Source organism: Microcoleus sp. Pol11C2, from assembly GCF_036701505.1.
In the GTDB taxonomy this organism is placed as follows: Bacteria; Cyanobacteriota; Cyanobacteriia; order Cyanobacteriales; family Microcoleaceae; genus Microcoleus.
The window spans coordinates 154,671-169,716 of record NZ_JAUBQX010000008.1 but is presented as its reverse complement, the minus strand read 5'-3'; the positions used below and the strand labels follow the sequence as shown (position 1 = coordinate 169,716).

The window sequence follows — 15,046 nt, the reverse complement described above, 5'->3', positions numbered from 1 at the left end:
GAGGGAAGAAATTAACGATATTTTATTTAAAAACAAGGCTGGTATAGAATCGGGGGAAATAATAGTATTGTTTTTAGATGAATGTCATCTACTTCATGGTGATCTGACTGGTTATGTTTGGGGTCAATCCCAAATCCGAATTGAAGTTCCAATTACCAATGAAAAAGATAGACAAACTTATTTTGGCGCACTCAATTATCAAAGCAACGAATTCCATATTCAGAGCCATCCATCTGGTGATGGAAAGTCAACAGTTAAGTTCATAAAATACTTACAAAATAAATATAAGAATCGCCAACTTATCTTGATTTGGGATGGAGCTAGTTATCATAAATATGGAGAATTCAGAGAATTTTTATTAGAACTAAATGGTGACAAAGAACCTGATAATTGGTCAATTACTTGTATTTTATTTGCTCCCAATGCTCCCCAACAGAATCCCGTTGAAGATATTTGGTTACAAGCTAAAAACTTTTTAAGAAAGTATTGGTATTTATGTAGGTCTTTTAAGATTGTGAAATTTTTGTTTGAGTTTTTTACTAACGAACATAAATTTGATTTCCCCAAAATACGTCAATATACTTACACACAGAAAATTATTTAGGATTGTTTATAAATATAGAAAATCATTTAGGATTGCTATAGCAAAGCATCTGCGTTAATCTGCATAAATGTGCGGTTTCCCAATCCATCCAAGATTTATGCAACAACTCTAATCAGTCACACCTCGCATTGCTAATAAAGCCGTCCCATAAGCAGCCGCAGTATGAACAGGCGTTTCAACAGCCACTTTTAAATAACGCTGTCTAATCGCACTCCAAGCCGAATTTTTGGCCCCGCCGCCAGCAGTATAAACTTTTGTCAAAGGAGTTGCACCCAATTCTTGCAATAATTGATATCCCCGCGCTTCAATCCGCGCTATGCTTTCTAGCAAACCGTGCAGAAATTCCACTGAATCAGTTGGACGCGGTTCGAGTCGGGGCGGTAAATTCGGGTCATTAATCGGAAAGCGATCGCCCTTTTTCAACAATGGGTAATAATCCAGCAAACTCTCTTGTGCTGGATCAATTTGTGTACTATAATTATGCAACTCAACATCAGTAAAAAAATACCGCAGCACCGCACCTCCGGTATTAGAAGCACCTCCAACTAACCACAAATCGCCTAATTTATGACTGTAAATCCCGTATCTAGAATCATCTACGCGGGTATGACTTAACAGTTTCACGGCTAATGTAGAACCGAGAGAAGTTACTGCTTCCCCTGGTAAATGGACACCGCTTGCTAAAAATGCGGCAATGCTATCGGTTGTGCCAGCACAAACCATACAATTGCGGGGAAAACCGAAGCGATCGCCCACTTGAGCTCTCACTTCCCCCACAGGCGTGCCCGGTGCGACAACTTGCGGCAATTCAGGAGTTGCAGCGCCCGCAATTCCCTCTATCAGCCAATTCGGATAGCACAAAGTATCAACATCGAAACCGAGTTTCAAAGCATTGTGATAGTCGCTAATTCCCAATTTTCCGTGCAGCAGAAATGCCAGCCAGTCAGCTTGATGCAGGAAAACTGTAGGGGTGGTTTCCTCTCGAAAGTCTTGGAACCACAGGAGTTTGGCCAGACTCGATGTAGCGCTCAATACTGTGTGGTTATCCGGCGCGATCGCCCGCAACCTCTGTGTCACCGCTGCACCGCGCGCATCATTGTATAAAATCGGCTCGCATACTGGTATACCGTCGGTATTGCACAGCATGACAGTGGAAGATGTGCCGTCAATGGCGATCGCCCTTACCTGACGGCGGATTGCTGGGGGAATTTGCTCGATCGTATCCCACAGCGCATTTTGCCACACTGAGGGCAATTCCGGCTGTCGATCGTGGGCAAAAGTATATTCTGTCTCACAATGGATTGTACCCTGGGAGTCGATGATTGTCGATCGCGCGCCTGTCGTGCCGAAATCTATTCCCAAATAAAGATTCATTTGCCACTCCCGCCAATTTTCCTATTTTGAGTCAACCACAAAGTTTATTTACATCTTATGGTTGTTTCATTCCTCAGCTTCTTCTGCGGCCATATCAGCATTTATCTGCTATTTATTGGCGTATTCTTTAAATAGGGGATGATTTTCTAAGTTGCGAGCGATAGGTCTGAGATTTTTTATGTCTGCTAAAGATTCAGTTGTAAATTATATTTCATAGGGCATATCTAAGCTGTATATATTTTAATATAATTGGTGCATTACTGTTCGCTAATTAACCATAGATTCGTAAAAAAGGTCCGAGAATAAATACTTGACAAAGGGCTGAAATTGCTATAGATTACAGCTTACAGCTCTCGATGCGAGAGAAGAAGCATAACGCCACTTCACACCCAAACCCCGGAACCCACCCCACCACCCACACAGTTGCCTAGGGAGATGGCCCTCTGGTGCTTGCAGATTAAAGGTTAAATCATTGTAGCTCAACCAATCTTTCCTCCCCTTTCTCCTGTTTCGCCAACCGACACGATCGCCGAGCTTCTTTTCAGTATCCCAATCAACTTTGCCGCCCACTTCCAACCAAATGTTTTTCTGGACGCTAAAACCAAAGCGACCCTGACTATATTTTACCCACAACTGGTCGATGGTGCGTAAATCATCGCAAGGAAAATTATCAATTGAGTCCGTATCAAAATAATCTTCCTTCTCCCGTCTCGCAGCTTTCAGCATTACCTTTATTGTTTCCTGATCCGCCTCTTTCCACTTTCCTGCTGCTAATAAATCCCGCAGACGAGTATAGTCAACACCCCGCGCTGATTTAAGCGAGTCTGGTGGCGTTGCTGGTGGAGGTGTTTGATCTGATAATTGAGGTGATTGAGTACCAAGAGCCTGCAAAACTTCAGTAGCAGATTGATAACGTTTTTTAATAGCAGGTTGTATCATTTTATCTAAAATCTGACCCAGTTCCGAAGTGACAGATGTTTTTAAGTGTTCTCGCCACACCCACTCAAACTCGCTATCATCGAATAAATCAATCGGTTCAACCTCAGTTAACAGACACAGACAAGTGACACCCAGACTATAAATATCACTAGCATGAATCGGTTTACCGTTGGCTTGTTCTGGTGCCATATATCCCGCCGTCCCAATTCTCGTTCCCGTTAGCCCTAGAGCCGTTTGTGTCGCATATTTCGCGGCTCCAAAGTCAACTAAAACCAGTTGCCCATCTGGCCTAAGAATAATATTTTCGGGCTTGATATCCCGGTGAATTACTTGGCGGGAATGAAGGAACTCGAATACTGGCAATAAATTATTAAGCAAGTCGCGAATCTGCGTTTCGCTAAAATATCCCTGAGATTTTAAGGTTTGGGCTAAATTTTCACCGTCGATGAATTCTTGGACTAAATACTGCCGTCCATCTTGACTAAAATATGCTAATAAGTCGGGAATTTGAGAATGTTTCCCCAACTGTTCTAGGCGGACTGCTTCCAGCTCAAATAACTCAGCAGCTTTCTGGATACTAGAAGTGCCTAGAAGTTGGGGGTAGAATTGTTTAATAACACAGGGAGGTTTTGAGGGTTTATACTCGTCAACAGCTAGAAAAGTGCGCCCAAAGCCCCCTTGTCCAATGATTTTTTGGGCTCGGTAGCGATCGCCCAATAGCAGTTTATTCCCGCAGTTTTGACAAAATTTTGTAGAGCCACACGGGTTTTTGAATAGGCAATCCGGGTTTAGACACTGGCTCATAAAATAGGCTTAGAGATTACAGATTAAAGCTCTCAATGCGAGGCCAGAGGACATGGTGTTCCATGTAAAACAGCAGATCCCGGTAAGGACATCGCATTGCCTTTCATCGTGTCAACTTAACCCGAAAAACCGCTGATCCCGAAAGCTCGGCAGGGGTTTAAACCCCTGCCAAACAAGGCATTGCCGTGTCCCTAGTTAAACTTTTGTCCCGCACTCTGGACAAAAGTTATTGGTGGAAACATTCTTAGCGCCGCAACTCGGACAATAAACCAACTCCGCAGATTGCAACTTGCTACGATCGGGCAAACCAACCATTTGAGCGTTGCTCTTACCTGGAACTACCATCGGATAGCAGTTTTCGTCCCTCGTCACCTTCACGTTCATCAGCACTGGGCCGTCGTGAGCGAGCATTTGTCCGATCGCATCTTTGAGTTCCTCCGGCCGCGAAACCAGCATCCCTCTCACCCCGTAAGCTTCAGCCAGCATGACAAAATCCGGCATCCCCACAGTCATATTCGACGACGAATAACGCTCGCCGTAGAACGCCTGCTGCCACTGCCGCACCATGCCTTGCCAGCCGTTATTTACAATCACAATCTTGACATTAATGCCGTATTGTGCTAATGTTCCCAGCTCTTGAATATTCATTTGCACGCTAGCATCGCCAGCAATACAAATCACTTGCTCATCGGGTAGCGCCATTTTCGCGCCCATCGCCGCCGGCACCCCGTAACCCATCGTGCCCAAACCAGCGCTCGAAATCCAGCGGCGCGGCCCGTTGTTCAAGAATTGAGCCGACCACATTTGATGTTGACCGACATCTGTTGTGTAGTAAGCATCCGGCGCTTGGGTAGCCAACTCGGAAATCACCTCTTGCGGAGACAAAATTTCTGGGTAATGAGGCACAACTAACGGATAGTCCTGTTTCCACCGATCGATCCTGTGCAGCCATTCCGCAGTCTGTCCGGTTTTCCCCGAAACTCCAGTTTCCCGACAGCGGCGCAGCAAATCGAGCAAAACTTGGCGGACATCTCCGACAATCGGCACGTCAGGGCCGCGAGTTTTGCCTACTTCCGCCGGGTCGATATCGATGTGAATCACCTTAGCGCGCGCGGCAAACTCGTCTAATTTGCCCGTCACGCGATCGTCAAACCTCGCCCCTACAGCAATCAGCAAATCGCACTCGGTAACGGCAAAATTAGCGTAAGCAGTGCCGTGCATCCCCAGCATTTTCACCGACAAAGGATGGTTTTCGTCAAAGGAACCTTTGCCCATCAGCGTTGTCGTAACCGGCAATTGGAAAAGTTCGGCGAGTTCCTTAATTTCCTCGTGGGCCCCCGCCGCGATCGCCCCGCCGCCGACATAAAGCAAAGGACGCTTCGCTTCCTTCAGCAAATGAATTGCTTGATTAATTTGCCGGGGATTTCCCTTCACCGTCGGCCGGTAGCCCGGAATTCTCACCGCCCCAGGTTCCACGGGCAGATAGTCAAATTCTTCTAAACCCACATCCTTGGGCACGTCAACCAAAACAGGCCCCGGCCGCCCTGTACTCGCGATGTGGAAAGCTTCTGCTACAATTCGCGCCATATCTCTCGGGTCGCGCACTACATAGGAATGCTTGACAATTGGCAGGGTAATCCCGTAGATATCAGTTTCCTGAAACGCATCAGTGCCGATCGCCGGACGGGGAACCTGACCAGTAATAATTACCATCGGGATCGAATCCATGTGGGCTGTCGCAATCCCCGTTACCAAATTAGTTGCGCCCGGGCCCGAAGTAGCAAAACAAACTCCAACTTTTCCGGTAGCGCGGGCGTACCCGTCGGCCGCGTGAGCAGCACCTTGCTCGTGGCGCACCAGAATATGTTTGATAGCGCCAGTTTCTTCAGCGCGGTAGAGTTCGTCGTAAAGCGGCAGAATTGCGCCGCCGGGATAACCAAAAATATGCTTGACGCCGTGGCGGATCAAGCTGTCAATCAGAGCAAATCCACCAGTTGCACGTCTGATGGTCACTTTAGTTTTTAGTTGCACAGAATTTCCTTCCTTAAACTAATTATGATTTTTAATGAAAGCTTTTATACTACTTTAATCTCAATTAATGAAACTATGAAAATTTAAGTGGTGAGATTTTACAAAAGATTTCGCGATCGCAGAGGGTTCGCCCGATCAATAAATCGTGGAACAGCAGAGGAAGAAAAGAAACCGACGAAATCGCGGCTTCTATGCCGGTTTACCGCGATATGAGGCTTGTATAGCATTTGTCATTCGCCATTCGACAAGAAAAACAATCGTTTCAGCAATTAAGAACGTCCTAACCATCAGGGCGGTTGCGATGTTATGGATCGATCGCGAAAAGAAAGCCCTCTTCCCTCTTCCCATTGGTGTCAACACTAGCCTAAAACCCGTGATAAATTTTGTTTAGACGCGAGTCTCGATCCTGCTCCCATTCCCGTTAAGAAGGGAAACTAAAGAGAATGCTGTGGTTTCCCCCAACTATCAGGGGATATCCACAATCATCGTCAAACAGTAGATCTGTACTACATTTGACCTTAAGTTGACACCAATCCCGTCTGCCTTCTGCCTTCTGCCTTCTTTGCAAAGTTCAGAGAACATCCTGCAAGACTTTGCGAGTATGTTTCCAAGCTGCCATTCCCATCACGGAGACCAAAAAGCCCAAACTCAGCAACACGATCCGCAAGCCCAACTCATCGTCGCCGACAGCATTACTGACAGCATCCGTCAGCGGGCCGGTCAGTGCTAAAGGCAGGCTCAGAGCAATATTAATCGCATTGTTTTCCAATCCAAAGACTTTGCCCCGCATAGATTCTGGAGTTTTTTCTTGAATCAGAGCCTGCATCGGCCCGTTAATTAAGGAAGCACCAAAACCGAACAGAGCACTCAATCCGAATCCCACCCATAACTGTCGAGTAAAGGCAAACATTGCTAATACAAAACCCATCATCAAGAAACCGATTAAAGGCAGAGGTTTGTGGTGCATTCGATGGCCCCAGTGTCCCAAAAAGGCTGCACCGAAGACCATTCCAATTCCCGCAGCAGCGAGCAAAAAGCCAAATTGAGTTTCTTTGAGACCTATTTTGCCTGAAAGCGCGATCGCCAGCACCTGAAGCGCCGCAAACACGGAATACAAAATGGTCAACTGCACCATCGCGTTGCTGACAAGGTGATTGTGTTTCAAATAGCGCAAACCTTCTTTGAGGTCTTGCCAAGGATGGACGTTTTTGCCACTGCTGCCGGCATGACCTTCTTTGATCCGCATCGCATAGATCAAACCTGCTGATATCAGGTACAACCCGCCCAGCAAAAACTCTTGAGAAGCCGATCCGAAGCTGTGTTTGACCCAACTAAACAGCGGTTCGCCGATCGTCATCCCGACAATAATCCCGCCCATTGTGGACGACGCGAACAGGGCATTTGCTGACATCAGTCCCTCTCGCCCCACGGTCAGGGGGATGGCGGCCGCTTCTGCCGGAGCAAAAAATTGCGTTACGGTAGAGATCAAAAACGTCATCGTCAACAAAACGACAAAAGCTTTGGGCAAAAACGGCAAAGCTACAATCAGCAAGGCTCGAATCACGTTGCAGGCGATCAGCATTTGCTTTTTGGAAAAGCGGTCTACGACGATACCGGCTACGGAACCAAACACGATCGCCGGCACGGTGTAGGCAATCATCACCGCTGACAGCATAGAATTTTCCATAGAATTTTCCGAATGCTGCCAAGAAACAGGCCAGGGTCGGTAGTCGCCAGTTTTCAGCAGAATAATCAGCAATACATAAAAGATTTTATCCGCCACTTGGGCCAATAACTGGCCCGTCCACAAGGCGAGGAAGGGGCGATTTCTCAGTAGGGCATCAAGCCCGCTGCGGTCAGGGGGAGGGCTGGCTGGGTGCATAAGAATAGTTTAACTGACCGCCTCTGGCAATTATAGTTTTCAGCAATACGTGCAAATCTGACATAGCAAAGCGGAAACTCGGAAAACTCCTGTCTCCTGCGTTCTTTTCCTGTTTTAGCAGATCGGCGGGGGACGCCTGCTGCAGTCTTCTTAACTCTACCGCGATCAGCCGGAGCCCAGAACCCGCGCCCCCGAAAAATCCGAGAAGATTGTTAAAGGTTGGCGTGCATTTCATCGTGAGTACAAGATAGGGTAATATACTTGACAAAATACTTGCTGTTGGCCGTGATATTAAAAGATGTCACGCCGATTAAGTAATATAACGAAGGTACTAACTGTTAGGAGTGAAAAAATTGAAAAAGGTTGAAGCTATTATTCGCCCCTTTAAACTAGACGAAGTGAAAATCGCACTCGTCAATGCTGGTATTGTGGGGATGACTGTTTCTGAAGTTAGAGGTTTTGGCCGTCAGAAGGGCATGACAGAACGCTATCGCGGTTCTGAGTACACCGTTGAGTTCTTACAAAAGCTCAAGGTGGAGATTGTTGTGGAAAACGATCAAGTTGACATGGTGGTTGATAAAATTATCGCGGCTTCCCGCACGGGCGAGATTGGCGACGGCAAGATTTTCATCTCTCCTGTAGAACAAATTATTCGGATTCGGACTGGGGAAAAGAACTTGGAGGCAATCTAAGATACTGGGGCATTGGGCATTGGCCAAACAGGGCATTGGTAATTGGTCATCGGTAACTAATCATTGCCAACGAAATATCTCTTTCCTGTTCAGTTTTGATACCTAAGTGTCAATATCCAATGCCACAGTTACCGCCTGTTTGGGATTTTTTATTCATTAGGAGTTGACAAGGTTCGGCATTTGTGGTATGAGAGCATGAAAGGCTCGACCGCGGTGAGAGTGCGATCGCTTGATATCGGGTGTCATTTCTGCAAAAGTCTGTTGCTGTGTGGGTACGTAGAAAATGGGGTCATATCCGAAACCTCCCGTACCGCGAGGAGTGTGGAGGATTTCGCCACGGCAAATTCCTTCTACTTGCAAGGCAATGGTACCCTCGGGACGGGCGATCGCGATCGCGCAAACAAATTGTGCTTCCCGGTTTTGTTCGCTACCCAATTCTTTGAGAAGTCGAGATATCCTGTCAGCATCGGTTTTCCCGTAGCGGGCGGAGTAAATCCCAGGTTGGCCGTCGAGTGCGTCTACCATTAAACCAGAATCATCGGCGATCGACCATTTGCCCGTTGCTTTCGCCACTTCCGACGCCTTCAAGCAAGCATTAGCTATAAAAGTTTCGCCTGTTTCCTCGATTTCCAACTCTTCCGGTTTGAGCTCTAATTCCCATCCCAAATCCTGAAGATAAACTTGCATTTCCTTGAGTTTACCCGGATTCCCCGTAGCTACAACTAGCAATTTGCGATCGGTCATTATTTCAATTAAAACTTACGAATTGATATTAACAAAAAAAATGTCGCACGATCGCAAATAAGTTATATTGTTTCTGGTCGCTTGGGAATTTATTGCTTGTATGCTGGGAAATAATAGGATTTTTTGACCGCAGATATCGGCGGATGAACACTGATGGTATTTGAGCTTTTTTTTATCCGCGTTCATCTGCGTTTATCTGCGGTTGAAAACTACGATTAATTATGCGCCCAATTTTTCGCCCAGTTTAAGTTTTGCATAACTTCTTTCAATGTAGCGGCTTCGGAATACAGCCGCAACACGGGTTCGGTCCCGCTAAACCGAATTAACAGCCAACTTCCGTCAGCTAAGCGGAATTTATATCCGTCAACTTTGTTGCAATCTACAACGGCTTTGCCGGCGATTTCTGTTAAGGGTTGATTTTGCAGCAGCGACAGCAAACGCGACCTTTCTTCCATGTTTGCTAAGTGCAAGTCGATTCTGTCATACGCTGAAGTAAAGCTTGTTTCTTGTTGCAGTCGGCTGTAAATTTCGCTTAAGTCTTCGCCGGATTTGACAACGGCTTCTAACAAGTACAGCGCTGACAGCAAAGCATCTCGTTCGGGAATGTGTGTACCGTAGCCAATTCCTCCCGATTCTTCGCCGCCGACTAAGACTTGGGTGGTTAACATTCGATCGGCTATATACTTGTAACCGATCGGCGTTTCAAATAATGGCAAGTTGTACAGCTTGGCAATTTTGGGAATTATGTCTGAACCGCTGACTGTTTTAATGACTTCCCCGGTCAAGCCGCGCCGTTTTGCTAAATGTTCGATTAAGATGGGAACTAGGATTTGTGAACTGAGAAAGTTGCCGCTAGAGTCAACGGCTGCAATTCGATCGCTATCTCCGTCAAATACAAATCCGATCGACAAACCTGAACTTTTCCGCTGGTGAGTTCGCATCACGCGGAACAACTGCGACAGGTAGCGCGGCAAAGGTTCGGGTGCACCGCCACCAAACAACGGATCTCGATCGCTGTTGACTTCATGTACCGTTTCTTCTAAAATTTGAGCTAATCCTCCGGCGGCGGCACCGTGCATTACATCTACAAATACTGTAATTTTGCCGCTGGCGATCGCTTCTTTAATCGCTTCAATATCGACCATTTCCCGCAAGGTTTTGCAGTAAGCCGGCCAAGGATTGAAATTCTCCAATTTCCCGGGACTGGCTGAAAGTGCCGCCGGATTGTCGAGTTTTGCTTCTATCTGTTGAGTAACTTCGGGCGAAACTGAACCGCCAAATCCGCCCTTGACTTTTAACCCTAAATATGCACCGGGATTGTGGCTGGCTGTCAGGACGATCGCACCCAAAGCATTTAATTGTTTGGCAGCTAAACTGAAAGCTGGAGTGGGGGCGTAGGATTCGCTCAGCAGCACGTCAAATCCTGCGTTTTGGACGGCAACAGCCGCTGTTTTGGCAAATTCTTCAGCCAGAAATCGGCGGTCGTAACCGACAATTACGGTACCGCTGCTGCCGGTTTGTGCGAGAACTTGTGCCGCTAGGGGAGCGACTAACGCTACGCGATCGAATGTAAAATCGTCAGCAATGATACCGCGCCAGCCATCTGTACCGAATTTAATAGGATTCATTTAGTCACAAGTCATGAGTCACCCGTCTATTTTATGGGTTTATCAGTCGATCGTCATCTGATTTTAGATTTTAGATTTTAGATTTGGGAATCGCTCCCATAGCCTGTACTGTGGCTGTTGACTGTTGACTGCTGACTGTTAGTTGTCATTAGCCTTGCTTGATAGATGATGTTGGGTTTTGTCCCTCAACCCAATCTACTATTACTGTTAACTCCCAACTGTCAACTGTCAACTGTCAACTGTCAACTGATTAAAAGAATGCCGGTTGGTGGCGGATCAAATTCAGGAATTCTTCGCGAGTTTTCTGTTCCTCTTGGAACACGCCCAACATGGCACTCGTAACCGTCCAAGCACCAGGTTTTTGCACACCCCGCATCGTCATGCACATATGGCTGGCTTCCATTACCACAGCTACTCCCTTCGGTTCCAATATTGTCTGAACTGCTTCGGCAATTTGGCGCGTCAAACGTTCTTGCACCTGCAACCGGCGGCTGTACATCTCGGAAATTCGGGCTAATTTGCTCAATCCCACTACTTTTTGGTTAGGAATGTAAGCAATGTGAACTCGGCCCATAAACGGCAGCATATGGTGTTCGCACATACTGAATACGCTGATGTCTCGCACCAGTACCATTTCGTTGTGACCTTCGTCAAAGATAGCGCCGTTGAGGAGTTCTTCGAGGGATTGACTGTAACCGCTGGTGAGAAACCGCATTGCTTCTGCTACCCGTTTTGGGGTTTTGAGCAATCCTTCGCGTTCGGGGTCTTCTCCTACTCCCAGCAGCATTGTGCGAACGGCCTCCATCATTTCTTCTTGGCCTACTTCTGAGGGTTTGGGCACGCTGGATTCTTGACCGTTCGAGGAATTGCGATCGGGTCGAGTTGGGATGCGCGGGGCGTTGTTTTCTGCGGTTTGTAACAGTTTCATGCTGTCAGTCGAGAGTGAGTTCGAGCCATTGGAATCGGCGGAAGATGCAATTGTCATAACAATTTGGTGTGAGGGTGAATCGATATTTCGATTTTCGATTGGGGGATATAGCTAGAGATTCAAAGATTGTTGAATTGGAGAAAAATCCAGCAGTCTAAAATCTCAAGTTCACAAAACTCCTGCGTTGGACATGAGCGTGATTTCTTCAATTACTGCACTTGCTGGCAACTGAACTGCGTGCAGAATTGATTGGGCGACGATTTCTGGGGTTAACATGGCGGTGCGATCGAAGTCGGCGTGCACGGTGTCTGTGTCCCACATGGGAGTATTGACAGAACCCGGACAGATTGCTGTTACGCGAATTCCGTGGGCGCGTTCTTCGGCGGCTAAGGTTTTAGACATAGCCATGAGACCGAATTTGCTGACGCAGTAGGCTCCCCAGTTGGGGAAGGTTTGGCTGCCGGCGATCGAGGAAACGTTGATGATGATTCCCGATCCGCGATCGCGCATGGAGGGCAAAACTCCTAAAATGCACTGCCAAACGCTAGTTAGATTGAGGTCTAGAACGCTCTGCCACTCGGCTAGCGGCGTTTCGGTCAATGAGCCGGTGTAGCCCATGCCAGCGCTGTTGACCAGGATATCTACGGAACCCAATTGAGATGCGATCGCGCTGATGCTGCTTTGCACTTGCTCAATTTTTGCCAAGTCTAAGGGATAAGCTTCTGCTTTCACTCCGACTTCTCGGGCTGCTGCGGCAACGGCTTCTAAGTTTTCCGACTCTCGGCTAACTAATGCCAGATTTATGCCCTCGGCGGCGAACGCTAGAGCCGTCGCTTTGCCAATACCGCTGCTGGCTCCCGTTATCAGAGCCTGCTTTGTTGTTGGATGGTTCATTCAGTGTCCTAATACTTTCGCTCGGCAACCCCCTACAGCGTTGCAGCCTTCTGAGGCAAATTAGACAACTGTCTGCTGCGGGCGATAACAGTTAATTATGAGATGAACATTAAGAACTGTTAAGCCGTGTCACCTGAGAAATTATAACACTGCTGACAGATCCGCAGAATAGTGAGTTATCAGTTATGAGTTGGAAGTTAAGAGATTGTTCACTACATAACTGATAACTCTGAATCGATCGGCTCAAGCAGAAATTTCAGTGAACACACCGATATGGCGAAACTTTTGATATCGAAGCTCGCGTCGCTGCTGAGCCGTAAGCTGTGTGAGTTCTGCTAAGTTTTCCAACAAAGCTTGTTTGAGCATGGAAGCGGCTTTGAGGGGATTCGAGTGAGCGCCACCGATCGGCTCGGGTACTATTTGATCGAGAATGCCGAGGTTTTTCAAATCCCAGGAAGTAATTTTCAGGGCTTCTGCGGCCAAGTTAGCTTTGCCAGAGTCTTTCCAGAGAATGGCCGCGCAAGCTTCGGGAGTGGCGACGGTGTAGACGGAATGTTCCAGCATCAACAGCCGCTCGCCGACGCCGATACCCAAGGCGCCACCGGAACCGCCTTCGCCGATGACGGTGCAAATAATGGGAACGTCGAGGCGAAACATTTCTCGGAGGTTACAGGCGATCGCCTCTCCCTGTCCGAGCTGTTCTGCTTCTAAGCCTGCCCAAGCCCCCGGAGTGTCGATAAAGGTGAAAATTGGCATTCCGAAGCGATCGGCGTGTTCCATCAACCGCAGGGCTTTGCGATAGCCACCGGGAGCAGCCATGCCGAAGTTGCGGGCGATATTGTCTTTAGTGTCACGGCCTTTTTGATGGCCGATGATGACTGTGGGACGCCCGTCTATGCGGGCAATTCCGCCGACGAGGGCCGGGTCGTCTCCGCCGCGGCGATCGCCGTGAAGCTCGATCCACTCGTCGCTAATTGCCTGAATGTAATCGAGGGTGCTGGGGCGGCGCGGGTGACGGGCGAGTTGCAGCCGCTGCATGGGGGACAAGCTGCTGAAAATTTCTTGTCGCAGTTGGGTCGAGCGAGCTTCGAGTTTGCGAATTTCGTCGGTAACATCGACGCTGTTTTCTTCGGCGAGTTCGCGGATCTGGTGAATTCGGGTTTCTAGTTCCGCCAGCGGCTTTTCAAAATCTAGGAGTAGTGGTTTGCGGTCGGGGTTTGCCACGCTGATAATTTCTATAAGGTTTTAAGGTTTGGTCGATCGACTATTTTCCGATCCTACCCTGTCTGGGGATAGTAAAAAAGACGGAAAAATTGCCAACTTTGAGTTTTAAATTTTGTATGATATCAAATTTGGTCACATCATAAATTATCATATAGCGCGATCCGCAAGCTCGCGCTGCACTCCGAAAAATATTATTCCGATGCCAACGAAAGAGTCAACAGTTAAATTTGAAAATTTAACTGTTGACTCTTAACATCAAACTGACATTAATAAAGGTCGGAAACCGTGTTTGACAGAAATAAGACCGATTTGCTCCATCTTCTCCACAGTAATTTGATTCCGCCCCCAAGAAAAATTGGTATACAATTTTTCAAATTCCAGCAGCATTGATTCGGCAAAACACGCAAACAACTGTCTGCCCGGTACATCCATATTGACAATCTTCATAATTTTCCACTCAATATCGAGGGAATGCTCCACAATCCCGCCATTTAGTACGTAAATTCCGGGATGCTGAACCTGAGTTGCCAAATTTTTCGGATAGCCACCGTCAATCATTAAACAGGGTTGCTTCAATGTCTGAGGGTCAATTTCTACTCCCTTTGGCATACTGGCTACCCACACTACAATATCCGCTTGGGGCAGGGCTTCTTCCAAATCCATGATTTTGCCTCGCCCCAATTCCGATTGCAAATCTTGCAATCGTTCTTTGTCGCGGGCAATGAGCAACAATTCTGCTACATTTGTTTTAACATTCAGCCAGCGACAGACAGCACTACCAATGTCGCCAGTAGCACCGCAAACGGCTACAGTGGCTTTTGAAAGTTCAATCCCCAATTTTGGGGCTGCTTCTTCTACTTGGCGGCAGAGGATGTATGCCGTGTGAGTGTTACCAGTGGTGAAGCGCTCGAACTCCAACTTGATATTGCGAATTTGCTTAATTTGCTGCAAGTTGAAATTCTCAAAAATGATTGAAGAAAAGCCGCCTAAAGCAGTGATGTTAATCCCGTTTTTTTGAGCGTGTGCCATCGCATTAATGATCTTGCGAGTGGCTGCTTTAATCCGGCGAGTGGCTAGCATTTCTGGCAGAAAACAGGACTCCACATAGCGGCCTTCTATTTTTTGTCCAGTGATGCTTGTTACCGTGATATGATCAACTATTTGGGGCGGTGCGCTGCACCAAAAATCGAGACCTTGATCGGCATATTCTGGATAGCCCAGCTCGTTAGCTACTGATTGGGCGTGTTCTAAGCTGGTTAAGTGACCGATTAGACCAAACATTAAGTTGTCAAATGAAGGAAG

Annotated in this window: 12 protein-coding genes; 2 read left to right on the top strand and 10 right to left on the bottom strand. The window is 47.3% G+C overall.

Annotated elements, in window-relative coordinates; translation table 11 throughout:
• A partial coding sequence (locus QUA42_RS07915) for a transposase (RefSeq protein WP_333136630.1) occupies positions 1–604 on the top strand: 604 nt, incomplete at its 5' end.
• A 108-nt stretch (positions 605–712) separates the two neighbouring features.
• Here QUA42_RS07915 and QUA42_RS07910 read toward each other — a convergent pair.
• The 4 genes from QUA42_RS07910 to QUA42_RS07895 all read right to left on the bottom strand — a co-directional run bounded on the left by QUA42_RS07910 (position 713) and on the right by QUA42_RS07895 (position 7,634).
• A complete protein-coding gene (locus tag QUA42_RS07910) occupies positions 713–1,978 on the bottom strand; it encodes an FGGY-family carbohydrate kinase (RefSeq protein ID WP_333136628.1) in 1,266 nt (421 codons plus the stop codon).
• 330 nt (positions 1,979–2,308) lie between these two features.
• Positions 2,309–3,721 (bottom strand): serine/threonine-protein kinase, encoded by a 1,413-nt coding sequence (locus tag QUA42_RS07905; RefSeq protein WP_333136626.1) that lies wholly within the window; start codon positions 3,719–3,721, stop codon positions 2,309–2,311.
• 195 nt (positions 3,722–3,916) lie between these two features.
• Positions 3,917–5,752 carry a biosynthetic-type acetolactate synthase large subunit gene (gene ilvB / locus QUA42_RS07900; protein WP_333136624.1) on the bottom strand — a complete coding sequence of 612 codons (1,836 nt, stop codon included), beginning with the start codon at positions 5,750–5,752 and terminating at the stop codon, positions 3,917–3,919.
• A 571-nt stretch (positions 5,753–6,323) separates the two neighbouring features.
• Positions 6,324–7,634: an MFS transporter gene (locus QUA42_RS07895; RefSeq protein WP_333136622.1), complete on the bottom strand. Its 1,311-nt coding sequence runs from the start codon at positions 7,632–7,634 to the stop codon at positions 6,324–6,326.
• 353 nt (positions 7,635–7,987) lie between these two features.
• Between QUA42_RS07895 and QUA42_RS07890 the strand changes: the two genes are divergently transcribed.
• Positions 7,988–8,326: a P-II family nitrogen regulator gene (locus QUA42_RS07890; protein WP_006633346.1), complete on the top strand. Its 339-nt coding sequence runs from the start codon at positions 7,988–7,990 to the stop codon at positions 8,324–8,326.
• Positions 8,327–8,482: 156 nt separating this feature from the next.
• On the opposite strand, the gene rdgB is transcribed toward QUA42_RS07890, so the two are convergent.
• From rdgB to QUA42_RS07860, 6 genes are all read right to left on the bottom strand, one after another.
• Positions 8,483–9,070, bottom strand: coding sequence for an RdgB/HAM1 family non-canonical purine NTP pyrophosphatase (gene rdgB / locus QUA42_RS07885; RefSeq protein ID WP_333136621.1), 588 nt, complete (start codon positions 9,068–9,070; stop codon positions 8,483–8,485).
• Positions 9,071–9,285: 215 nt separating this feature from the next.
• A complete protein-coding gene (locus QUA42_RS07880) occupies positions 9,286–10,698 on the bottom strand; it encodes a phosphoglucomutase/phosphomannomutase family protein (RefSeq protein WP_333136619.1) in 1,413 nt (470 codons plus the stop codon).
• Positions 10,699–10,948: 250 nt separating this feature from the next.
• Complete coding sequence (gene folE, locus QUA42_RS07875) at positions 10,949–11,683, bottom strand: GTP cyclohydrolase I FolE (protein WP_333136617.1); 735 nt, start codon at positions 11,681–11,683, stop codon at positions 10,949–10,951.
• Between the two features lie 111 nt (positions 11,684–11,794).
• Entirely contained in the window at positions 11,795–12,520 is a 726-nt protein-coding gene (locus tag QUA42_RS07870) for an SDR family oxidoreductase (RefSeq protein WP_333136615.1), read from the bottom strand.
• Positions 12,521–12,763: 243 nt separating this feature from the next.
• Complete coding sequence (gene accA, locus QUA42_RS07865; RefSeq protein WP_006633352.1) at positions 12,764–13,744, bottom strand: acetyl-CoA carboxylase carboxyl transferase subunit alpha; 981 nt, start codon at positions 13,742–13,744, stop codon at positions 12,764–12,766.
• A 255-nt stretch (positions 13,745–13,999) separates the two neighbouring features.
• On the bottom strand, positions 14,000–15,025 hold the full coding sequence (locus QUA42_RS07860; RefSeq protein ID WP_333136638.1) for a long-chain acyl-[acyl-carrier-protein] reductase: 1,026 nt from the start codon (positions 15,023–15,025) through the stop codon (positions 14,000–14,002).
• Positions 15,026–15,046 lie beyond the last annotated feature (21 nt).